Genomic DNA, 21919 nt, shown 5'->3' on the forward strand with positions numbered 1-21919 from the left:
TCCTCAACCCTGAAGCTTTTCAAGTCCGTTGGCGACACGCGTGAGGGCGACCTCGACAATATCGTAGTCTGCAACTCCGTGGATGGTGAAGGGATCGGCCGCGACGAAGGCCTCAATCGCGGTGCGCTCTCCAACCGCGAGCACGACGCCGCCGGTGCGGGGAACCTTGCGGCCGGAGGCGAGGAACATGCCGCTGTCATAGCCTTCCTTCACCCAGGCCATATGGGGTTCCATGTAGCGGTCGGCTTCCTCGTTCGACTTCTTGTAGGTGAGGGAGAGAATGAACATCAGGCGTCGCTTTCAACGAGTTCGGCGCGGATCAGGCCGCGCAGGGAATTGCCGACGAAGAGCTTGCGGAACTTCAGGTCCTCGAGCTTGAGCACTTCGCTGCGCGCCTTGCGTTCGCGAATGAGTTCCGCCCTCAGCACGCCCGGCAGCAGGCCGCTCGACAGGGCAGGCGTCACGAGATGGCCGTCCTCGGCTTCGGCGAAGAGGTTGGTAATGGTGCCTTCGCAGACTTCGCCGCGTTCATTGAGGAGCAGCACCTCGTCGGCCTCTTCCTTCTTGAAGGCGGCGCGTGCCTCCTCATAGGGTTCGCGGCGCGAGGTTTTGTGACGATAGAGCGCGTCGTCTGATTTCAGGCGGTTGGGCGCGATCCTGAGTTTCCACACAGTTTCTTCCGCCACCGGCTCGAAGGGCGAAGTGGTGATCTCGATCTTGCCGCGAAAGCTCATCGTCAGCCGGACGCGCAGCGGCGTGTCGCCGCCGACCTCAGCGTTCAGCTTGCCGGCGGCGTCCTGCGGCTGACGAAAGCCCAGCGCATCGGCGGAGCGACAGAGCCGGCGCAGGTGCTGGTCTAGCCGCACGAAACCTTCATCTGGTTGCCAGCGCATCGTCTCGATCAGCGAGAAATCCATTGGTCCCCTACCGCAAAGCGCGCCTTGAGCAGACATTCCTCATATTCGGCCTCGGCTTTCGAATCGAAAACGATGCCGCCGCCGACATTGAAGACGGCGCGGTGGTCGTTGAAAAGTGCCAGAGTGCGGATGGCCACCGAAAAACGCATCGGTCCCGCCGGATCGCAGTAGCCGATGGCGCCGCAATAGACGTCCCGCGGACCCTCTTCCAGCTCGTGAAGAATGCGCATCGCCCACATTTTCGGGGCGCCGGTGACCGATCCGCAGGGAAAGAGGGCACGAAAGATCTCTGACAGGCCAATGTCGGGCAGGAGCCTTGCCCTGACATGGCTGACCATCTGATGCACGGTCGGATATGTCTCGATGTCAAAGAGCTTCGGCTCCGACAGCGTGCCGACCTCGCTGATAACGGAGATGTCGTTGCGAAGCAGATCGACGATCATCCGGTTCTCGGCCTGTGTCTTCTCGTCGGCGAGCATGGCGGCGATGATCGCCTTGTCTTCTTCCGGTGACCTGCCGCGCGGGGCCGTGCCCTTCATCGGGTGGGTCTCGATCCAGCCATCGCGGTCTGTCGAGAAGAAGAGTTCGGGAGAGCGCGACAGGATGACCGGACCACCGAGATCGATGAGCGCGCCGTAATGGACCGGCTGGCGGGCGACGAGCGACCAGAAGGCCGCGCGGGCGCTGCCGGACCAGCTTGCCGTCACCGGCATGGTGAGGTTCGCCTGATAACAGTCGCCCCGGCGGATATGCCGGTGCAGCTTGTCGAAACGCTCGCGATAGGTTTCGAAATCCCAGGCGGCGCGGGGGTCGGTCAGGAAGGGTTCTGCTGCCCGTTCTTCCGGCGCGGATGACAATGGATGATCGGGATCTTCCGGGGCATCGAAGATACCGATTGAAAGAAGCGGCGTTTCCCTGTCGTCGATGATGAGCGGGCGGAGCTTTTCCTCGAAGACATAACCTGCCTCATAGGAGACGTAGCCGGCGAGCCATCTGCCGGCCCGGCGCGCTTCTTCTAGTCTGGCAAAGGCGGGCAACACGTCTTCGGCTTTCCGCGCGGTTACGATCTCGCGCGGGTCGGCGAACAGCAGGCTTGTTCCGCGACGGTCATCGCGGAACAGCGCATAGGCGGAATGGTCAGCCATGGGGCCGGGCGTTCTCCGGTTCAGGACGCCTTATCAAGCGCCTCCAGCTCGTCGATCAGCCCTTCTATCATCGACAGGCCTTTGGCCCAGAACGACGGGTCGGTGGCATCGAGGCCGAAAGGTGCGAGAAGTTCGGAGTGATGCTTGGTGCCGCCGGCTTTCAGAAGCTCGAAGTACTTCTGCTGGAAACCCTGGTCCGCCTGCCGGTAGACGGCATAGAGCGAGTTCACCAGGCAATCGCCGAAGGCATAGGCATAGACGTAGAAGGGCGAGTGGATGAAGTGGGGGATATAAGCCCACCAGCTCTCGTAGCCCTCGGAAATCCGGATGGCAGGACCGAGGCTTTCCGACTGGACGGAGAGCCACAGCTCGCCGATCTTTTCGGCCGTCAGTTCGCCTTCCTTGCGGGCGGTATGAACCTTTCGCTCGAACTCGTAGAAGGCGATCTGGCGCACGACCGTATTGATCATGTCCTCGACCTTCTGCGCCAGCATGGCCTTGCGTTCGCGTTTGTCGGTCGTGCGGTCGAGCAGCGCCCGGAAGGTCAGCATCTCCCCGAAGACGGAGGCTGTCTCCGCAAGCGTCAGCGGCGTCTGGCACATCAGCGCGCCTTGGGCTCCGGCGAGCACCTGATGAACGCCGTGGCCGAGTTCATGGGCGAGCGTCATGACGTCGCGCGGCTTGCCGAGATAGTTGAGCAACACGTAAGGATGGGCGGAGGGAACCGTCGGATGGGCGAAGGCGCCGGGCGCTTTGCCGGGACGCGCCGGCGCGTCGATCCAGCCGCCGTCGAAGAAGCGCGAGGCGATCTCGGCCATCTCGGGCGCGAAGCTGCCATAGGCGGAAAGCACGGTTTCCTTTGCCTCCGTCCAGGGGATCAGCCTGTCAGGGGTTTCCTTGAGCGGCGCGTTGCGGTCCCAGTAATTCATCTGGTCCATGCCGAGCCACTTCGCCTTCATCGCATAATAGCGATGGGAGAGGCGGGGATAGGCCTCGCGCACGGCAGCCGCCAGCGCATCCACCACTTCGCGCTCGACGCGGTTCGAAAGATGGCGGGCATCGGCGATGTCCTCGAAACCGCGCCAGCGGTCGGAGATTTCCTTGTCCTTGGCCAGCGTGTTGGTGACCAGCACGAAGATGCGGATATTGTCGCGGAAGGTCAGCGAGAGAGCTTCGGCTGCGCTTTTGCGGACCTCGGGGTCGGCGTCCTGCAGCATGGTGAGCGTCGGTTCTAGCGTCTGTTCCTTGTCGCCGACCTTGAAGCGCAGCGAGGCGAGCGTTTCATCGAACAGGCGGTTGAAGGCAGCGGCTCCCGTCATCGACTTTTCGAGGAAGAGCTGTTCGATGCGGTCATCGAGCTGGAAGGGCTTGTCCTTGCGCAGATCGACGATCCACGGACGATAATGGGCGAGCGCCGGATCGCGATCCATGGCGGCATCGACCGCCTCATCTTCGATGCGGTTGAGTTCCAGCGCGAAGAAAAGCAGGCGGGAAGAGATGTCGGTAAGTTTGGCCTGAACGTCGCCGAAGAACTTGCCATTTTCGACATTAGTCATGTCGGAATAATAGGTGAGGCCGGCATAGGAGGCGACGCGACCGAGGAGGTCCTCCAGCGCATCCATCTGCGTAAGGGCCGCTGCAAGGCTGTCGCTGCCCGTGGCGTTCAGGGCCGTCGCGAGATTGCCCTTCCACTTCGTTTCAAAAGCCAGCGCATCTCTGGCGGCTTTTTCCAGGTCACCCACGAAAGCATCCGAGGTCTTCGACGGATAGAGGTCTTCCAGCCGCCAGACCGGAAGTTCACCGAGCTTTCGGGATTCCGTGAGCGTCGACTGGGTTTCTGCCGGTGCGCGTGCAGGGGTGAAGTCTCTCGGCATGGCGGATCTTCCTGTTCGTTGCGTGTCGGTGAGGAGATGTAGTCAGTCCGGATGGGCTGGGCAAGCCGAACGATCGGTTCGTTGACGGACGACGCCCGTAACCTCTTGTGCGCTTTGCTAAAATGCGAGCTTTTCTCAAAAGAGGATCTTCAGTCCTTTCTGACAGTCTGCGCTGAAGCATGACACTTCGGGTGCATGACGCACCAGATGAAACTCAGAATGATTCCGGGAGCCATACATTGAACGCGCATATCCTCGTTATCGATGAAGACCCGGCGCAGCGACGCGCACTCAAAGCAGGGATCGAGGCGCAAGGCCACGTAGTTCACATCGCCGAAAGCGACCATGAAGGGCTGAACATCTTTCGCAGGCATCGCGATGAGATCAATGCCATCCTCGTCGATCTAAGCGATCCGTCCCGTGCCGGTGCAGGCTTCATCAATACGCTTGGTGATCTGCATCACATCGCGCCAGTCATCGTGCAGACTGCCGAAGGAGCGATGCAGTATGCAATCGAAGCGATGCGCGTCGGCGCGTTCGAATTTCTGGTAAAGCCATCCTCTACCGAGCGGGTCGTCGGGGCCATAGAAAGTGCCCTGAAAGTTGGACGCTATGGTTCCGAAGGCCGTCCCGTTCGTCGCGCCCGTTCCGGTGCGGTTGGCTTCAACGATATCATTGCGGCAAGCGCCGCCATGTCGCGGGCGGTTGAGCTTGGACGCCGGGCCAGCCAGTCGATGATCCCGATCATGCTGGAGGGCGAGGCGGGCGTAGGAAAGGAGATGCTTGCGCGTGCCATCCACGGCGCCAGCGAGCGTTCGGGCCGGACCTTCGCTTCCTTCAATTGCGCCGCAGTCCCCCATGGATTGATGGAAGCGCAGTTGTTTGGCTCGGAGGGTGCCTTGCTCCCCGGTTCCGGCGAACGGCATGCCGGCAAGTTCGCCGAGGCAGATGGTGGCACGCTGTTCATTGAGGAAATCAGCGAACTGCCCCAGCACCTGCAGGTCAAGCTGCTCGGCGCGGTCCAGTCCGGGGAAATCGAGCCTTCCGGCGGCCGCAAGCCGCGCAAAGTCAATGTCCGGCTGATCCTCGCGACCAACAAGGACCTGATCGAGGAAGTCAAGTCCGGGCGTTTCCGCGAGGACCTCTATTATCGGCTGAATGTCTTTCCGATTACCATTCCGGCATTGCGTCGTCGCAGGGAAGATATCCCGCATCTGGTTCGGGCCTTCATCGAGCGCTTCTCTTCGGAGCAGCGTCTGGCGAAGCCTCTTTCGATCGATGCCGCCACCCTTGCCATGCTGACGAGCTTTGATTGGCCGGGCAATGTGCGGCAACTCGAGAACGCCGTCTTCCGGGCCGTCGTGCTTTCCGATGGTGGCGTGTTGATTGAATCGTCCTTCCCGCAGGTCCTCGCGCAGGTGTCGGAAGGACGGGAGGGCGTCCTTGCCGCTGCCATACAGCGCGCGCCGCTCGATGAGCGGACGGTCGCGGCTGCCGTAGCCTCCGCCCAAGCCGTCGCAGAGGAGATCGTTGCCAGGAGAAGCGAAGCGGCAGCAGATGGGTTGGCGCCAGTTCAGCCAGACAATGTCATCGTCAGCACCGATGAAGCGGGCAATGTCCGCAAGCTCGCGGATGTTGAGGAGGAACTGATTCGTTTTGCGCTGAAATTCTACCGGGGCCAAATGAGCCAGGTGGCTCGCAAACTCGGGATCGGCAGGTCGACGCTTTATAGAAAGCTCAAGGATTACGGCATCGATCCTGACGATCCGCAAAAACACGCTGCCTGAACCGCCGAAAAGAGCCCAATCGTTAACGGTTGGGTAAAGAACTTCCCTTACGAACAGTGAATGACTTGTTAGACAATCGTTCACTATATATGGATTGCTTGTGCATCTGTGGCAGATTTGCCATGCTGTTACCGCATTTGACATCCATGTGAGTTGGCGTGGGACGTAGTCTTTCGGACGGGGATAGAATTGCAGAATCCGCATGATACAAGCGCGCCTGTCGACAGAATAGGGCGCAGCCATCGGGCTGCACGCGTGCGTTCAGCCGCCCAGTTGTGCTTCACAGTCCTTGCTGTCCTCATCGTCAGCACCGTTATGCTGTTCGGCGCCTCCTCTTCCGCCCATGCCGAAACCCGTACTCTGAAGATCCATTTCGTCCACACCGGCGAAAAGGCCGCCATCACCTTCAAGCGCAACGGTCGCTACGATGCGAACGGTTTGAAGCAGCTCAACGTCATTCTGCGCGACTGGCGTCGCAACCAGCCGACCAAGATGGATCCGCGCCTGTTCGACCTCGTATGGGAGGTCTATCGGCGGGCAGGTGCTTCGGGCTATATCAATGTCGTATCCGGTTATCGTTCGCCGGAAACCAATTCAATGCTCCGCTCCCGTTCGAAGGGCGTCGCCAAGGAAAGCCAGCACATGCGTGGCACGGCGATGGACTTCTATATCCCGGGTGTACAGCTCAAGACGTTGCGTGAAATCGGCATGAAGATGCAGGTGGGCGGCGTCGGTTACTATCCGAACTCGGGATCTCCCTTCGTTCACATGGACGTTGCTTCCGTCCGTGCATGGCCGCGTATGTCGCGTCAGGATCTGGTGCGTCTCTTCCCTGACGGCAAGACGCTGCACATCCCGGCCGACGGCAAGCCGTTGCCTGGTTACCAGCAGGCGCTCGCCGACTACAAGCAGCGCGTGAGCTCCAATCAGGTCATCGTTGCGGATGCCAAGCCTGCCAAGCGCAAGAACTTCCTGGCCGCCCTATTTGGGGGCGGTGGCGACGAGGATGAGGAAGAGGATGTCGGAGTTCCTGCCGAACGGCCTTCCGTTGCGCCTCAGCCTGTCGTGACGGCTGCAGAGCCGACGATGGTCGCCACGGCCGCTCCACCTCCGGGTGTTGCTCCGGCCCAGCAGATGCTGACAGCCGCACCGCCTGAGAACCAGCTGGCTCTTAATGCGCCCGTTCCGCAATCGCGGCCTTCGTTGAAGCCCGCTGACACCAGCCTTGCTGTGGCACTCTATTCGCCCAACCGTAGCGCCGCCGAGGATGCCTTGTCGAAGGTTGCTGCCGGTGCGCCGACCAATGGTGATGAATTCGCCGACCTGCAGTCAATGAAGGTTCCGGTTCCGACCCTGCTCGGCAATCGCGGGACCCAGCCTGCCGGCATGATGACCGCATCGATCGATCCAAACATGGTTGACGATACTCATATCCCGCTGCCAACGGCTCGCCCGGCTGTGGCCGAGGCACTGCTTGCCGGCTCGGATGCTGAGCCGGAGGCTGATGTCGATGAAGTCGAACAGGCAATTCTTTCTCCGGAAGCTGCCGCTGCTCTCGAAAAGAGCAATGTGCAGGACAATATGCCGACGCCGGCTGAACGTCCTGCCACGGCCGAGTTGACCGCAGCACCCGCTGCCATGGTTCCAACCCCGCAGCCCTCACCGGCGACTGCAAGCAAGGCAGCGCCCGCCGCTCCGATCACGATACAGCCCAAGCCGGCTGCGCCGAAACCTGCAACGACCCAGGTTGCGTCGATTGACCAGAAGCCCGCCGCCCGCGCAGTCGATTTTGGAGATGCCTTCGTCTTTGTCGCTCAGGAGCCGGAAGCGAGCGGCGTGAAGGCCGGCCTGCCCGCCAAGGGTGGTCGTCCGAGCCAGGTCGAGGCGCAGCAGGCTCGCATGGCGATGACCGGCGGCACGAAGCTTACGAAGAACATGATTGCCCAGTGGGCGCTGAACAAGGATCGCTTCGAGACCGTGGCAAAGCCGGTCAAGGCGCCGCGCATCGTCAGTCGTTCGCTGACTGCACCCGCGACGGTTTACCCTGTCGGCTTCCAGCAGGGCGCCACGACCGTGGACCCGAACCGCTTCGGCGCTCCCTGAGTTTTGCGGTTTCTTATTCACAGGCACTAAAAAACCCGCCGGACATTCCGGCGGGTTTTTTGATGGTTCGCTATAGCGCGAGGCTCAGCCTTCCGGCGGGCTCTCGATCATGCCGAGGGCGTGCAGGTAGGTGTCGAGGATGAGGTCCTCCTCCATGCGCTCCTGCTCGTCCTTCTTGCGGAGCGCGATAACCTTCTTGAGGATCTTGGTGTCGAAGCCCATGGACTTGGCTTCGCCGTAGACGTCCTTGATGTCGTCGGCGATGGTCTTCTTTTCTTCTTCCAGACGCTCGATGCGCTCAACAAAGGCGCGGAGTTGGTCGCGGGCGACGCCGTGGGCATCAGACATTGATAATCTCCTTGATATCTCGGAATTCGTTCGTCGGGGCTGACCTGCCGCGAAGCCGGGGCCGCGTCAAGACCTAAAGCGCATCGCGGTCGATGGGATTTGCTCTCAGGGCTTCTTGTCCGGGGGCTGTTTGCTCGTTGTTGCCAAGCCGTCGATCAGGGGATGGCTCTTTCCGCTTACTCCTTCGGCTTGTTGCGCTCGAAATCGGCTTTCTGCGCCTCGCTTGCTTCCTTCTGGTGAAGGGCTTTCCATTCTTCGTAGGGCATGCCGTAAATGCGTTCGCGGGATTCATCCCTGGTCACTTCGAGACCGGCCTTGTCGGCGGCTTCAAGATACCAATTGGACAGGCAATTGCGGCAAAAACCCGCGAGGTTCATCATGTCGATGTTCTGAACGTCGCTGCGTTCCCGAAGGTGGGCGACGAGACGGCGGAAGGCTGCGGCTTCCAGTTCGATCTGCTGTTGTTCGTCGGGTTTGCTCATGGCGTATTTCCTGTCTTTGAAACGCGTCGCGGTTCCTCGGGACCATTGCTTTGCGAAATGTATTTCACTCTATTTCTTACCGGCGCTGCAAACGTGCCGGTCGGCTCCTGTCGTATGCCTCAGGCGGGGTAAGGACCGGTACGGGACACATGGACCTCATAGGCATGCAGCGCGGGGTCTGCATTGAGTGTCTCGAAGATCGGCGCCAGACGGGTGGCCCAGGCTTCAACTCCTTCCTCGCTGCCGATCAGATCCTGCCGGACCTCCAGAAGCGCGTGAGGCATGCCTGTCATCATGCAATGACGATACATGGTATCGCCTCTCAATGCGCCATCATAGGGTTCGTTGTCGCCGACCGTTATGTCACCCGGTTGGCGAAGGCTTTCGATCAGCGGTCCGGCCGCTCGCCTGTCGCTGTCCCACAAAACCGCAGCGTGCCAGGGGCGGGGCACGCCCTTCCAGAAAGGCGTAAACGAATGGAGCGATAGCACCAGCGGCGCTTTGCCGGATGCCTTCGCCACTTCCTCGATCGTGTGGCTCACTGCCTCGTGATAGGGGCGGTGATAGGTGGCGATGCGGCCGTTCCATTCCTCTTCGGTGATCGGATGATTGCCCGGGATGATCGCGCCATCGGAAATCTTCATGATGAGGGTCGGATCGTCCTCGCCGCGGTTCGGGTCAATCAGCAGGCGGGAGAAACAGCTCATTACCGCGGGCACACCGAGCATGGCGGCCAGCCGGCGCGTCAGCGCCTCGATGCCGATGTCGTAGGCGATGTGGCGGGAGAAGGCGGCCTCGGGCAGGCCAAGTCGGCCGTATTTCTCCGGCACACGGTTTGTTGCGTGGTCGCCGAGAAGAACCAAAGCCCTGTCATAATGGCCGGATATGATTTCAAACGGATTGAAGTGTTGCATGACGCGCTGCCGGAAAAGGAGTGGCAGGCTTGATGACATGGGGGAAAGGCGAGCGCAAGCTTTCGTCTCGGTCACGTTTGTGCCAAGATCCGCCCCGATGGTTCAGGCCATGATTACAATCGATTAGAGTTGCGTTGACATTCTTGGTGCATCATCGCAAGAAGGCTGTCGACGCACAAAGATGGAGTTCCGGCGGAAACCGTGCTGAAGCAAATTCAATCTCCTCTGGCCGGCAAGGCCAAGCGTCATTTGCGCCCTCTCCTGATCGCCGGCGCACTTCTCTCACCTATGTTCGCGGCGGGTGCCGCACATGCGGAATTCCGGGTCTGCAACGGAACGCAGAACCTCGTCGGCGTCGCGATCGGATATCGCGCCGAAGAGGGTTGGATCACCGAGGGCTGGTGGCAGGTGCCGGCATCGACATGCGCAACCCTCATCGAGGGCGAGCTGCAGTCTCGCTACTATTATCTCTATGCTGAAGACGCTGCCCGTGGCGGCCGCTGGACCGGTGACATCAACATGTGTGTCGCCGAAAACGAGTTCAAGATCGTTGGGGTGAAGGATTGCTTCGCCCGCGGCTACCAGCAGATGGGCTTCAAGGAATACGACACTGGCCGACAGGGCAGCTGGATGGTCCAGCTTTCCGATACGCCGGGTACACCACAGGAAAGCCAGAACTGATGAAGCGTAACCGCAAAGTGAAGATCCTTGCCACACTAGGTCCGGCATCGTCCGATGAGGCGATGATCCGAAAGCTTCATGAAGCGGGTGCAGACCTTTTCCGCATCAACATGAGCCATGCGAGTCATGATGTGATGCGCGGCCTGATAGCCAAGATCCGCTCCGTCGAAGCGGCCTGCGGCCGGCCGATCGGCATTTTGTGCGACCTTCAGGGACCCAAGCTGCGCGTCGGCAAGTTTGCCGCGACCACCGTTGAGCTGGTTCCCGGCCAGACCTTCACGCTCGACAATAAGGACGAGCCGGGCGACAACACCCGTGTCTACCTGCCTCATCCGGAAATTCTCGAATCCGTCAAGCCGGGCCATCGCTTGCTGATCGATGACGGCAAGCTGCATCTGCGCGCCGAAAAGTGCGACGGCAAGAGTATCGTGACCACCGTCATCTCCGGCACCAAGATTTCCGACCGCAAGGGCGTGAGCCTGCCGGATACCCTGCTGGCGACCGGTGTTCTGACCGACAAGGACCGGGCCGACCTCGACGCCGTTCTGGCGACCGGCGAAGCCGACTGGGTGGCGCTTTCCTTTATCCAGCGCCCCGAAGACCTTGCCGAAGTGCGCAAGGTCGCGCGCGGCCGCGTCGGCCTGATGTCCAAGATCGAAAAGCCGCAGGCCATCGAGCGTATCGATGAGATCATCGAGCTTTCCGACGCCCTGATGGTGGCCCGTGGCGACCTTGGCGTGGAAATGCCGCTGGAAGCCGTTCCGGGCCTGCAGAAGCAGCTTATTCGCGCCTGCCGTCGTGCGGGCAAGCCCGTCGTCGTTGCCACCCAGATGCTGGAATCGATGATTTCCGCCCCGGTGCCGACACGCGCCGAAGTCTCCGACGTTGCGACTGCAGTTTTCGAAGGCGCGGATGCGATCATGCTGTCGGCGGAATCGGCCTCCGGCCAGTATCCGGTCGAGGCTGTTGCCACCATGGCTTCTATCGCCTCTACGATTGAACGCGAGCCGCATTATCCGGGCATCATCTATGCTCAGCGCGCTCAGCCGGAAGCTACCGGAGCGGATGCGATCTCGCTCGCCGCGCGCCAGATCGCCGAGACTCTCAAACTGCAGGCGATCGTCTGCTACACCTCGTCTGGCAATACGGGGTTGCGCGCCTCCCGCGAGCGGCCGGAAGTGCCGATCCTGGCGCTGTCCCCGGTTATTCAGACCGCACGCCGCCTGTCGGTAGTCTGGGGTCTGCACTGTGTGGTGTCTGAGGAGCCGACCGACCTCGACGATATGGTCAATCGTGCCTGCCGTATTGTCGTTGAGGAAGAGTTCGGCAAGCCCGGCGACCGCGTCATCATTTCCGCCGGCGTGCCGCTCGGCACGCCCGGTTCCACGAACATGCTGCGCATTGCCTATATTGGTCCCGACGGCCTTTCGGGCATCTGACCGGTTCTGAAGCGTAATAGTGAAAAAGCCGCCTCATGGCGGCTTTTTCATGCCCGGTTTAGCGGAAGGGTTCGAGCCCTATGTGCGGCTGCCGGCGAGCTTTTCTTCGAGCTTGTTGACGAGGTTCTGGGCGTCGCGGTCGGCCGGGTAGATGTCGAGGTAGCGCTCCCATGCCTTGAGTGCCATCTCCTCGCTGCCGCGTTCGCTGAGGATCGCGGCGAGGCCAGCCAGAGCGCCGAAGTGCCGTGGCTCAAGCGACAGGACATGATTGATGTCGGAAACCGATTTCCGGTAATTGCCCATGGTGTAGTTCAGCGTGGCCCTGAGGTTCCATGCGCCGACGAAGTCGGGTTTCAGAACGATGGCCTGATCGATGAAATCGAGGGCTGCGGGATTGCGCTTCTCGGAAATGGCGGTGTTCGCCCACTGCATCAGAAGATTGACGGTAGGGCTACCGGAATCGTTCCATGTGCCCATGATCTCGGCCGAGATGCGATTAGCCGCTTCCGGGTTGCGCTCCCGCTTCAGGCTGGTCAGCAACTGGTCAATGGTGCGGGCGGTATCGGTCTGCTGTGGGGATATCGACGCATGCTGCTCGCTGTCCTGTGCGTACGCATGGCCTGCCGAAACCACAGTCGAGGCCATCGCCACGAGTGGCGCGACGAAGAACAGTCGATGAAAACTAAAGCGGCGCATAACGGTCAGAATAAACCGCTTGCGCCAGCTTTCATATTCAAATCTTTGCTATCAACAGTCTCCGGCGAAAACGCCGGAAACGATCTGCAAATCCGCCATCGCCAGAAGGCGATGGAAAGCCTCAGCCCTGACGAGCCTTGAAGCGCGGGTTCTGCTTGTTGATGATGTATACGCGGCCCTTGCGGCGAACCAGACGGTTGTCGCGATGACGGGCCTTAAGCGCTTTCAGCGAGTTCTTGATCTTCATTTTTCTGGTCCGCAACTGTTGTCGGGGAATCTCACATTCACCCGCTATCTTTTAACAATCAAAAGCGCGCCGGGGGCGCGCTCCTGAAGGGTTGGTGGCAAATACTCCGACCTGACCCCTCGTGTCAACCGGTTCCCCGGCTTTCAGCGCCAGATACCGGCAATTAAGCCGATTCTTCAAGGCCTGATCGCCATCAATTCCGTAACATGCCCCATCTTTCTTCCGGGGCGGGCTTCAGTCTTGCCATAAAGGTGGACGAGTACGTCGGGCTTGGCGAGCCATGTCGGTACGGCGTCGATGTCATCGCCGATGAGATTGGTCATTACGCAATCGGAATGGCGGGCCGGGCTGCCGAGAGGAAGCGAGGCAATCGCACGGATGTGTTGCTCGAACTGCGAGACGACGCAGGCGGCTTCCGTCCAATGTCCGGAGTTATGAACGCGCGGAGCGATCTCGTTGGCGATCAGGCCGCCATCGGCCAGTACGAAGAACTCCATGCCGACGACGCCGACATAGTCGAGTGCAGCAAGCAGGGCGCTTGCGGCTTCGCGTGCGGCATCCGCCGTCGCCGTCCCGATCCGGGCGGGGAGGGTGGAGGTGTCCAGGATGCCGTTGCGATGAACGTTCTCGGCGGGATCGTAGCAGGCAATTACGCCATCCGTGCCGCGTGCCGCGATGATCGAGATTTCTCGCTCGAAAGGCACGAAGCTCTCGAGGATCAGCGGAACGTTGCCGAGGTCGGCGAAGGCGCCTGCCGGGCTGTCGGCGGAAGAGCGGAACACGCGCTGTCCCTTGCCGTCATATCCCATGCGGCGGGTCTTCAAGACGCCGGCTCCGCCGAAGTCGTCAAGGGCCGCTTCAAGCTGTTCCTGGCTGTCGACGGCATGGAAGCGAGCTGTTGGGATGCCGCAACCATTGAGGAAGCGCTTCTCCGTCAGACGGTCCTGTGCCACTTCTAACGCCTTCGGCGGCGGGAAGACGGGAACGTTGCGGGCGAGGATTTCAGCCGCCTCGACCGGGACATTCTCGAATTCGTAGGTGACGATGTCGCAGGCGGCGGCGAGTTCCGCGAGAGCGACCGGATCGTTATAGGCGGCGGCGATCTGGCTGTTGGCCAGTTGCGCTGCCGGACAGTCCGCCTGCGGCTCCAGAATTACGGTGCGGAAGTTCAGGCGTGCCGCGGCCATGGCGAGCATGCGGCCGAGCTGGCCGCCGCCGATGATGCCGATCGTTTTGGCGGTCATGGGGTATCGTCCAGCGGATATTCTGCAACGGAATTGGTCTGACGCTCGCGCCATTCGTCGAGCCGCTCGGCGAGATCATCGTCGTAGAGGGCGAGAACTGAGGCGGCGAGAAGGGCAGCGTTGACCGCGCCGGCCTTGCCGATGGCAAGTGTGCCGACGGGAATGCCGGCCGGCATCTGCACGATCGAAAGCAGGCTGTCCTGACCGGACAGCGCTCGAGACTGGACAGGTACGCCGAAGACCGGGAGAGGTGTCATGGCGGCGGTCATGCCCGGCAGATGGGCCGCGCCACCGGCGCCGGCGATGATCACCTTGAAGCCTTCATCGCGTGCGCCCTTGGCAAAGGCCACCAGCCGGTCCGGCGTGCGATGCGCTGAAATGATGCGGGCCTCATAGTCGACGCCGAGGATCTCAAGCGTATCGGCGGCGTTCTTCATGGTCTCCCAGTCAGACTGGCTTCCCATGATGATGGCGACAGGCGGGCGCTCTTCAGGCATCGGGTCTCCTTGCAGGCCGTTCACGCGATGATGTCGGGGATGATCTGGTCTTCCAGCTTGGTCATCTTGTCCTTGATGGCCAGCTTCTTCTTCTTCATGCGCTGGATGCGCAGGGCCTCACAACCCGTCTCGATCATTGCGTTGATGGCCGCGTCGTAGTCCTCATGCTCCTGCCGGAGCCGCGCCAGCGCCAGCCGGATATCGGCCTGTTCCTGATCGGGCATTTTGTCCTGTCCCCACTCTCGCTCAACTTACGCCTTCGTTTGTGAGGCGCACCGAAGATTCCCGCAAGCTCCTATCATCAAATACCGGTAACGGGAAGTTATCCTTTTCCGCGTTTTTGCACTGCCGAAATGGCAATTTCGCCTTCGACAAGCCTCAATCTTCGTGTCACATTACTTTTGCAAAGCCTGAAACTCCAGCGATAGAGGACTGGACGTAGGCGAAAGGAAGGACGTATCAAATGACCATACAGGCTCATCTTGAATCGCTCGAAAAGAAGCATGGCGCGCTTGAGGAGAAGCTCCATCACGCTCTTGTCTCTCCCTCCAAGAACGACAACCATATTGCCGAACTGAAGCGGCTCAAGTTGCGTATCAAAGACGAAATGGAACGCCTGAGAGCGTCGACGCGACATTAACCAATAGAAAGGCTGCGCCGGCCGGGGATCGCCATGAAGAGCTGGTCCCGCCCGATGTGAAGAGTAAGCAGCCAACTCCCAAGCGGAACCCCGGAAATCAGAGCGATTTCCGGGGTTCTTGTTTTTCAGGCAGATAAATGGCGGGTGATGAAGGCCGCGATGACTGGCCCGTCAGGACCAGAATTGATCGAGCCAGAGGTTGAGCTTGTCGAAGCCGTGACGGTTGACCGAGTAGATGCGTTTGGTGCCCTCGGAGGTCACGGTGACCAGTTCGCAATCGAGAAGCGCCTTGAGGTGCTGGGAGACGGCCGGGCGGCTGATCGGCAGACCGTTCGCGAGATCGCTGACCGTTTTCGGCGCGCGCCGCAATTCCTCGAGCAGGTAACGCCTGTTCGGATCGGCAATCGCTGCAAAGGGGTCCGTGGTCGACATGAAGGCAGGTTACGTCAATCGGCCGTGCGCGGCAAGCGAGCGTGTGCATTGCAACCTGCGGTCTGACGCGGCACTGGACGTCGCCAGCTCGGCCTTGTCGAGATCGGGCATTACGGGGAAGGACTTAAAGACGATGCCTGTATCGTTTGTTTCTGTTGATCCTTCTGCTAGACCCGTCTATCGGATTTGCTTGAACAAAAAAGATGGAGGAGCTGGCGTTACAGGTCGTCCTCCCGGAACGGATCGTGCCCATGACCACCACCGAAGACCGCTGCCGCCTTGTCCTGATCGTTCCCGAAATCGCCGATGCCGAGGAAAGTGCCCGGATTGTCGGCGATGCGCTGAAGGGCGGCGACGTCGCTTCCGTGATCCTGCCGCAATATGGTCTTGATGATACGGCTTTCCAGCGCCATGCCGAACTGCTCGTCCCTGTCATTCAGGATGCCGGCGCTGCTGCGCTGATTGCCGACAACAGCCGGGTTGCCGGTCGGGCAAAGGCCGATGGTCTTCACATCAGCGGCAATGTCGCGGCGCTCGCGGAGGCGGTGGAGAAACACGTTCCGAAGATGATCGTCGGCGGCGGTAATGCGATGGACCGCCATCATGCGCTGGAGATCGGCGAAGTACAGCCGGACTACGTGTTCTTTGGCCGCCTTGATGGAGACATCAAGCCCGAAGCGCATTCGAAGAACCTTGCGCTTGGGGAGTGGTGGGCATCGATGATCGATATTCCCTGCATCGTGATGGGAGGAACCGATCCGTCTTCGGCAGTCGTCGTTGCGGCCACAGGTGTCGAATTCGTGGCGCTGCGGGAGGCCGTTTTCGCCGATCCGGCGCAGGCGGCGACCATCATTGCCCAGGTCAACGCCGAACTTGACGAAAAAGCGCCACGGTTTGAAGATTGATACGCAATATGCGCACTCGTCTTCTTTGTTCTCCGGTCCTTCTTGCCCTGCTCGCTGCGGGCCTCTGCATGCCGTCCATCGTTAGGGCGCAGCAGGCTGCTGACCAGCCGGTGATGCGGCCGTTGACGCCGTCCGACACCGGATCGCTCGATCGCGGTCCCCGGCCATCGTCCGAGCCTGAAAAGGGTAAGGGCGGTGCGGACGGCAAGGCCGAAGCCGAAGACGATCCGCAGGGGCTCAACATCTTTGCCCGCATGGGTGCACCACTGCCGGATGCACCAACGGAAAAGGAGTTCAAGGGGACCGTCGACGAGGCATATGGCGCCTATCAACGTGGCCTGTTCACTACGGCTATCGATAAGGCCTTGCCCCGCGCGCAGCTTGGCGACCCCGCAGCGCAGACATTGCTGGCGGAGTTGATGGGGCGCGGGCTTGGCGTGAAAAAGGACACCAAGGGTGCGGCCTTCTGGTACGGACAGGCGGCGCAAGGCGGCGATCCCCCGGCGATGTTCAAATATGCCCTGCTGCTGATGGAGGGCAAGGACGTCCCCCACGACAAGGCCAAGGCCGATGAGTACATGCGCAAGGCGGCCGACGCCGGCAACAGTTCGGCGCAGTTCAACTGGGCACAGATTCTGGTTTCGGATAATCCCGGCGTCAAAGGCCTGACACTTGCTCTTCCCTATTACGAGAAGGCGGCCGAGCAGGGCGTGGCCGATGCGCAGTATGCGGTTGCACAGATCTACAGCGTGTTGAAAGACCTGCCGGACGAGAAGAAGGCGAAAGCGCGCGACTGGCTCGGTCGCGCTGCAAGGGCTGGCTTCGATACCGCCCAGCTCGACATGGGGATCTGGCTGGTCAACGGCATCGGCGGTCCGCGCGATTATGAGAGGGGTTTCCGCTGGCTGTCGATCTCGGCCAGGCGCGGTAATGCCGTCGCGCAGAACAGGCTTTCGCACCTCTATATCAATGCGCTTGGAACGAAACCCGATCCCATAGAGGCTGCGAAGTGGTATGTCCTTTCCCGACGCGCCGGCCTCAAGGATCCGGCGCTCGAGGACTTTTATCTCGGTCTGACGGACGAAGAACAGAAGAAGGCGATCGACGCGGCGAACAAGTTCCGTCGGGGATAGGCAGTCTCCATCGGGGCCGGGGAGGCAGGTTTGGATAACATCGAGCTCTTCCAGCGTCTGGGTCTGGCCATTGCCATCGGGGCCGCAGTCGGTGTCGAGCGACACTGGCGCGAGCGCGACGAACCGGAAGGCGCACGCGCTGCCGGTATCCGCACCTTCACCATGGTCGGCATGACGGGCGGTGTGGCTGGTCTGCTGGAGCGTAGCCTGACCGTCGGGACCGCCTATACCGGGTTCGTCATCGTCGGTTTCCTGATCGTCGTCGCCATTGTCATGGCGATCTTCGAGCTGCGTCAGGCTATCGCCGAGCAATCCTACAGCGTGACCTCGGTCATCGCGGCGATCCTCACATTCGGGCTCGGAGCCCTTGCTGTCACCGGTGACATGGTGCTTGCGTCGGCCGGCGGCGTATCGCTGGTGGCGATCCTTGCAAGCCGGGAGTTCCTGCATAGCGCTATCCGCAAGCTCCAATGGATCGAGTTGCGCTCGGCAATCATCCTGCTGACGATGACTTTCGTGCTTCTGCCCATCCTACCTAACACTCCGGTCGGACCTTATGGCGGTGTCGTGCCGCGCAGCGTCGTGCTTCTGGCGATCATGCTCGCCTCGATCTCATTCGTCGGATACATCGCGGTCCGTATGCTTGGCGCGTCGCTCGGCGACCTGATCGGCGGGGCGGTCGGCGGTCTCGTCTCGTCGACGGGCGCCACGGTCGATTTTGCCAGACGGAGCCGGGAACTCGAAGAGGCGGATGCGTCGGACGCGATATCTCTGGCCGCGGGTGCAGCCGCCGCGGGTGCGGTATCGCTTGTGCGGACGATCGTTCTCGTCGGAGCGCTTGCGATGAGCCTGCTTCCCGAGCTTCTTGTTCCGCTTGCACTCGGGGCTGCCGTCATGGCCGGTTATGCCACGGTTCTCGCTCGCCGGCAGGCGGGAGCCGCCGGTGAACGATCACTCGGCAATCCCTTCGAGTTGACTGCCGTAGCCAAGATGGCGGGGCTGCTCACGATCGTTGCCTTTATCGCCAGGGCGGCCACCGCGCATTTCGGTAGTGCCGGCCTCGTGGCTGCATCGGCCATTTCCGCTCTCGCCGATGTGGATGCAGTTGCCGTGACGGTCGCGGGCATGCTGCCACCCCTCGATATAGCGACGGCGGGACGGGCAGTCGGCGTTGCCGTGGTGACCAACATGGTGGCGAAGGCTGTCTATGCCTTTGCCTTTGGTCGGCGGAGCTTCGCGATGCATATTCTCGTTGCCACAGTCCTTGCAGTAGGTGCCGGCGTGGTGGCGGAGCGGCTGCAGGCGATGGCGTGACGCGGTTCTTCGCGTCGGTTTAGCCCAAGCCCCTTGAATTTCGGCCGCATTTGTGGTCTTGAACCGGCCCAACTGCCGCCGCGAGCAATCGCGCGCTTCTGCCGCCGTCATCCGGCGCTACGCCTCTTTTCAAGGATTTCGTTCAATGGCCCGTTCTGCTCTCCTCAATGTTATGGTTCAGGCTGCCCTAAAGGCGGGCAAATCCCTGTCGCGCGACTTCGGCGAAGTGCAGAACCTCCAGGTCTCCGTCAAGGGCCCGAGTGACTTCGTTTCCCAGGCCGACCTCAAGGCTGAAAAGCTGGTGCGCGACGAGCTGTTGAAGGCTCGCCCGACCTATGGTTTCCTCGGTGAGGAAAGCGAAGAGATCAAGGGCACCGATGGCGCTCACCGCTGGATCGTCGATCCGCTGGATGGCACCACCAACTTCCTGCACGGCATTCCGCAGTTCGCCGTTTCCATCGCGCTCGAGCGCAATGGCGAGATCGTCGCCGGCGTCATCTTCAATCCGGCGACCGACGAACTCTACACCTCTGAAAAGGGTGGCGGCGCATTCCTCAATGATCGTCGTATTCGCGTGGCCGCCCGTAAGGTTCTGTCCGACAGCGTCGTCGGTTGTGGCATTCCGCATCTCGGCCGCGGTTCGCATGGCAAGTTCCTAGTCGAGCTTCGTCATGTGATGGGCGAAGTGGCCGGCGTCCGCCGCATGGGCGCGGCCGCGCTCGACCTCGCCTATGTCGCTGCCGGCCGTCTCGACGGCTTCTGGGAAGCCGGTCTTTCGCCCTGGGACATGGCTGCCGGCCTCTTGCTGATCCGCGAAGCCGGTGGCTTCGTCAGCGACATGCATGGCGGCACCGAGATGTTCGACACCGGTACCGTGGTCGCCGGCAACGAATATATCCGCAAGGAATTGATCGAAGTCATCGCCCGTCCGGTACCGAAGAACTGATCTGTTCCTTCGCTGTTTCCGCGGCTTCAATTCGTCTCAATCTTCCGCTAGCTTCGCCTTGCGAGATTCCCGGAGGCTGAGGAAGACATGGCGAAAGTGAAGCTGGCGGACCTTGAAGCGGCGGAGACCGGGGGAGGGGACGACGGCCATAAGCTGTCCAGTCCGATGTCGTTCTTCAGCACCATGGTGATCTTCCTGATCATCGTGGGTTTCATCGCGGCCATTTTGTACCGGCAGGCTCACGCGGCCTTCGTCACCAATCCGGGCCTGAACAGTCTCATCCTCGGCGTTCTGGCCATCGGCATCGTCCTCGTCTTTTCGCAGGTGCTGGCTCTGCGGCCAGAGGTCCGGTGGTTCAATTCGTTCCGCGCAGCTGGTGGCATAGAGAAGGCCGGACGTGAACCCCGTCTGCTTGCTCCCATGCGTACGTTGATCGGTGGTCGTCGTTCCGCCGCAATCTCCACCACTGCCTTGCGTTCCATTCTCGATTCTATCGCCACACGCCTTGATGAGTCGCGCGACACCTCGCGCTATCTGATAGGTCTGCTCGTCTTCCTCGGCCTTCTTGGCACATTCTGGGGCCTGCTCGGCACCATCGGCTCGATTACGACGGTGATTCAATCGCTTGATCCTGCCGGTTCCAGTGACAGCAATGATGTGTTGCAGGCTTTGAAGAGCGGACTTACAGCACCGCTCGCGGGCATGGGTACGGCATTCTCTTCCTCGCTGCTTGGTCTCTCCGGATCGCTCATTCTCGGCTTTCTCGATCTGCAGGCCGGTCGCGCGCAAAACCGTTTCTACACCGAATTGGAGAACTGGCTGTCCTCCGTGACGGATGTCGATTCCGACCGGGTGGCTCCTTTCTCGAACGGCAGTGGGTTGCAAGCGGAAGAGCTGTCTCGTCTTGTCGAGCAGCTTGCGAGGATTGCAGATCGCGAAAACATCACGGATGGCGATAAGTCGCTGACGGCGATTGCCGGGCTGGCTGAGGGCATACAGGGTCTTGTCAAGAACATGCGCAACGAGCAGCAGATGCTGCGCGACTGGATCGAGGCGCAGCAGGATGAGTCCCGCGCCATGCGCAAGACGCTGGACAAGCTGAACGAGAAGATCGGCGGGGGCAAATAAGATGGCTCTTAGCCGCAACCGCCGTCGCGAACGGGGTGTCGACTATTGGCCGGGTTTCGTCGATGCGCTGTCGACGCTGCTTCTGGCGATCATGTTCCTGCTCACGGTTTTCGTGGTCGCCCAGTTCATCCTCAGCCGGGAAATCTCCGGCCGGGACGAGGTGCTCAACCGACTGAACAGTCAGATTGCAGAACTGACCCAACTGCTGGCGCTGGAAAAGAATGGCAAGCAGGACCTTGAGGATACGCTCGCTTCGCTGCAAACCTCGCTCTCTGCATCCGAAAGCGAGCGCACCCGGCTGCAACAGTTGCTGGACAGCGGTGCGGGAGCATCGGATGTCGCCAACCAAAAGGTTGGCCGTCTCACGCAAGACCTTCTGCAGGAAAAGCAGGTCAGCGAACGGGCCATGAGCCAGATCGAACTCCTCAACCAACAGATCGCGGCGCTCAGGGCGCAGATCGCGGCCGTCGAGGAAGCCTTGCAGGCGTCGGAGGCGCGGGATCAGAATTCGCAGGCCAAGATCGCCGATCTTGGCCGTCGCCTCAACGTCGCTCTTGCGCAGCGGGTGCAGGAACTCAACCGCTATCGCTCCGACTTCTTTGGCCGGTTGCGCGAAATCCTGTCCGACCGCGAGAATATCCGTATTGTCGGGGACCGATTTGTCTTCCAGTCGGAAGTCCTTTTCCCATCGGGTAGCAACGAGCTTAATCCCGCCGGTGCAGGCGAGATGGACAAGCTTGCGACAGCATTGCTCGATCTTGCCCGCGAGATCCCGCCGGAGATCAACTGGGTTCTGCGCGTCGACGGGCATACCGACAACGTGCCGCTCACCGGCGCCGGTCGTTACGCCGACAACTGGGAGCTTTCGGCAGCGCGCGCCATCTCGGTGGTCAAGTATCTGATCTCCAAGGGTGTACCTTCCAACCGGCTGGTCGCGGCCGGTTTCGGCGAATACCAGCCGATTGCCGAAGGCGACAGCCCCGAGGCCCGTGCGCAGAACCGCCGCATCGAACTCAAGCTGACCGAGCGTTGAAGCGCTTTCCGCGC

The 21919-nt window shown here is 61.0% G+C and carries 24 protein-coding genes; 11 read left to right on the plus strand and 13 right to left on the minus strand.

Features of this window, described 5'->3' with window-relative positions; translation table 11 throughout:
* Positions 1–3 precede the first annotated feature (3 nt).
* The 4 genes from H4I99_RS08545 to H4I99_RS08560 are packed head-to-tail and all read right to left on the minus strand — an operon-like array spanning position 4 to position 3936.
* On the minus strand, positions 4–288 hold the full coding sequence (locus tag H4I99_RS08545; protein ID WP_163900785.1) for a YciI family protein: 285 nt from the start codon (positions 286–288) through the stop codon (positions 4–6).
* Complete coding sequence (locus H4I99_RS08550) at positions 288–917, minus strand: aminotransferase class IV family protein (RefSeq protein WP_163900783.1); 630 nt, start codon at positions 915–917, stop codon at positions 288–290. The genes H4I99_RS08545 and H4I99_RS08550 overlap by 1 nt, the downstream gene beginning before the upstream one ends.
* Positions 902–2062, minus strand: a complete 1161-nt coding sequence (locus tag H4I99_RS08555) for an aminodeoxychorismate synthase component I (RefSeq protein WP_163900781.1) — start codon at positions 2060–2062, stop codon at positions 902–904. Before H4I99_RS08555 ends, H4I99_RS08550 begins: the two co-directional genes overlap by 16 nt.
* A 20-nt stretch (positions 2063–2082) precedes the next feature.
* Positions 2083–3936, minus strand: a complete 1854-nt coding sequence (locus tag H4I99_RS08560) for a M3 family oligoendopeptidase (protein ID WP_163900779.1) — start codon at positions 3934–3936, stop codon at positions 2083–2085.
* Between the two features lie 239 nt (positions 3937–4175).
* On the opposite strand from H4I99_RS08560, the gene H4I99_RS08565 reads away from it, so the two are divergent.
* Entirely contained in the window at positions 4176–5723 is a 1548-nt protein-coding gene (locus H4I99_RS08565; RefSeq protein WP_186663265.1) for a sigma-54-dependent transcriptional regulator, read from the plus strand.
* Between the two features lie 255 nt (positions 5724–5978).
* The gene (gene mepK / locus H4I99_RS08570; protein WP_246225623.1) at positions 5979–7826 is read left to right on the plus strand and encodes a peptidoglycan L,D-endopeptidase MepK; all 1848 of its coding nucleotides are present in this window, start codon (positions 5979–5981) and stop codon (positions 7824–7826) included.
* Between the two features lie 84 nt (positions 7827–7910).
* On the opposite strand, the gene H4I99_RS08575 is transcribed toward mepK, so the two are convergent.
* The 3 genes from H4I99_RS08575 to H4I99_RS08585 form a co-directional block, all read right to left on the minus strand.
* A complete protein-coding gene (locus H4I99_RS08575) occupies positions 7911–8174 on the minus strand; it encodes a DUF2312 domain-containing protein (protein ID WP_099058787.1) in 264 nt (87 codons plus the stop codon).
* A 176-nt stretch (positions 8175–8350) separates the two neighbouring features.
* Positions 8351–8656: a DUF1244 domain-containing protein gene (locus H4I99_RS08580; protein ID WP_163900775.1), complete on the minus strand. Its 306-nt coding sequence runs from the start codon at positions 8654–8656 to the stop codon at positions 8351–8353.
* Between the two features lie 119 nt (positions 8657–8775).
* Positions 8776–9570, minus strand: coding sequence for an N-formylglutamate amidohydrolase (locus tag H4I99_RS08585; RefSeq protein WP_163900773.1), 795 nt, complete (start codon positions 9568–9570; stop codon positions 8776–8778).
* A 288-nt stretch (positions 9571–9858) separates the two neighbouring features.
* Between H4I99_RS08585 and H4I99_RS08590 the strand changes: the two genes are divergently transcribed.
* Together H4I99_RS08590 and pyk are read left to right on the plus strand one after the other, a co-directional pair.
* A complete protein-coding gene (locus H4I99_RS08590) occupies positions 9859–10251 on the plus strand; it encodes a DUF1036 domain-containing protein (protein ID WP_099060122.1) in 393 nt (130 codons plus the stop codon).
* Positions 10251–11690, plus strand: a complete 1440-nt coding sequence (gene pyk / locus H4I99_RS08595) for a pyruvate kinase (RefSeq protein WP_163900771.1) — start codon at positions 10251–10253, stop codon at positions 11688–11690. The genes H4I99_RS08590 and pyk overlap by 1 nt, the downstream gene beginning before the upstream one ends.
* Positions 11691–11768: 78 nt before the next feature.
* Here the strand turns inward: pyk and H4I99_RS08600 are convergent, their stop codons facing one another.
* The 5 genes from H4I99_RS08600 to H4I99_RS08620 all read right to left on the minus strand — a co-directional run bounded on the left by H4I99_RS08600 (position 11769) and on the right by H4I99_RS08620 (position 14598).
* The gene (locus H4I99_RS08600; RefSeq protein WP_244625006.1) at positions 11769–12335 is read right to left on the minus strand and encodes a tetratricopeptide repeat protein; all 567 of its coding nucleotides are present in this window, start codon (positions 12333–12335) and stop codon (positions 11769–11771) included.
* A gap of 172 nt (positions 12336–12507) precedes the next feature.
* The gene (gene ykgO, locus H4I99_RS08605; RefSeq protein WP_003497670.1) at positions 12508–12633 is read right to left on the minus strand and encodes a type B 50S ribosomal protein L36; all 126 of its coding nucleotides are present in this window, start codon (positions 12631–12633) and stop codon (positions 12508–12510) included.
* A gap of 176 nt (positions 12634–12809) precedes the next feature.
* Positions 12810–13877 carry a 5-(carboxyamino)imidazole ribonucleotide synthase gene (locus tag H4I99_RS08610; RefSeq protein ID WP_163900767.1) on the minus strand — a complete coding sequence of 356 codons (1068 nt, stop codon included), beginning with the start codon at positions 13875–13877 and terminating at the stop codon, positions 12810–12812.
* Positions 13874–14374 carry a 5-(carboxyamino)imidazole ribonucleotide mutase gene (purE, locus tag H4I99_RS08615; protein ID WP_163900765.1) on the minus strand — a complete coding sequence of 167 codons (501 nt, stop codon included), beginning with the start codon at positions 14372–14374 and terminating at the stop codon, positions 13874–13876. Before purE ends, H4I99_RS08610 begins: the two co-directional genes overlap by 4 nt.
* A gap of 20 nt (positions 14375–14394) precedes the next feature.
* The gene (locus H4I99_RS08620; protein ID WP_112828684.1) at positions 14395–14598 is read right to left on the minus strand and encodes a YdcH family protein; all 204 of its coding nucleotides are present in this window, start codon (positions 14596–14598) and stop codon (positions 14395–14397) included.
* A gap of 239 nt (positions 14599–14837) precedes the next feature.
* On the opposite strand from H4I99_RS08620, the gene H4I99_RS08625 reads away from it, so the two are divergent.
* Complete coding sequence (locus H4I99_RS08625; RefSeq protein ID WP_163900763.1) at positions 14838–15014, plus strand: YdcH family protein; 177 nt, start codon at positions 14838–14840, stop codon at positions 15012–15014.
* Between the two features lie 171 nt (positions 15015–15185).
* Here H4I99_RS08625 and H4I99_RS08630 read toward each other — a convergent pair whose 3' ends face one another.
* Positions 15186–15446, minus strand: coding sequence for an ArsR/SmtB family transcription factor (locus H4I99_RS08630; RefSeq protein WP_163900761.1), 261 nt, complete (start codon positions 15444–15446; stop codon positions 15186–15188).
* 251 nt (positions 15447–15697) lie between these two features.
* Here H4I99_RS08630 and H4I99_RS08635 point away from each other — a divergent pair, with 251 nt between their 5' ends.
* From H4I99_RS08635 to H4I99_RS08660, 6 genes are all read left to right on the plus strand, one after another.
* On the plus strand, positions 15698–16351 hold the full coding sequence (locus H4I99_RS08635; protein WP_163900758.1) for a thiamine phosphate synthase: 654 nt from the start codon (positions 15698–15700) through the stop codon (positions 16349–16351).
* Positions 16352–16359: 8 nt separating this feature from the next.
* Positions 16360–17484 (plus strand): tetratricopeptide repeat protein, encoded by a 1125-nt coding sequence (locus H4I99_RS08640; protein WP_163900756.1) that lies wholly within the window; start codon positions 16360–16362, stop codon positions 17482–17484.
* 30 nt (positions 17485–17514) lie between these two features.
* Positions 17515–18798, plus strand: coding sequence for an MgtC/SapB family protein (locus tag H4I99_RS08645; protein WP_163900755.1), 1284 nt, complete (start codon positions 17515–17517; stop codon positions 18796–18798).
* Between the two features lie 145 nt (positions 18799–18943).
* On the plus strand, positions 18944–19744 hold the full coding sequence (locus tag H4I99_RS08650; protein ID WP_163900753.1) for an inositol monophosphatase family protein: 801 nt from the start codon (positions 18944–18946) through the stop codon (positions 19742–19744).
* Positions 19745–19831: 87 nt separating this feature from the next.
* Positions 19832–20872: a MotA/TolQ/ExbB proton channel family protein gene (locus tag H4I99_RS08655; protein WP_163900752.1), complete on the plus strand. Its 1041-nt coding sequence runs from the start codon at positions 19832–19834 to the stop codon at positions 20870–20872.
* A 1-nt stretch (position 20873) separates the two neighbouring features.
* On the plus strand, positions 20874–21905 hold the full coding sequence (locus H4I99_RS08660; protein ID WP_163900750.1) for a peptidoglycan -binding protein: 1032 nt from the start codon (positions 20874–20876) through the stop codon (positions 21903–21905).
* The last annotated feature ends 14 nt before the right edge of the window (positions 21906–21919 follow it).

The sequence above is a fragment of the Paenirhizobium daejeonense genome (genome assembly GCF_014280875.1).
GTDB classification, from domain to species: domain Bacteria; phylum Pseudomonadota; class Alphaproteobacteria; order Rhizobiales; family Rhizobiaceae; genus Allorhizobium; species Allorhizobium daejeonense.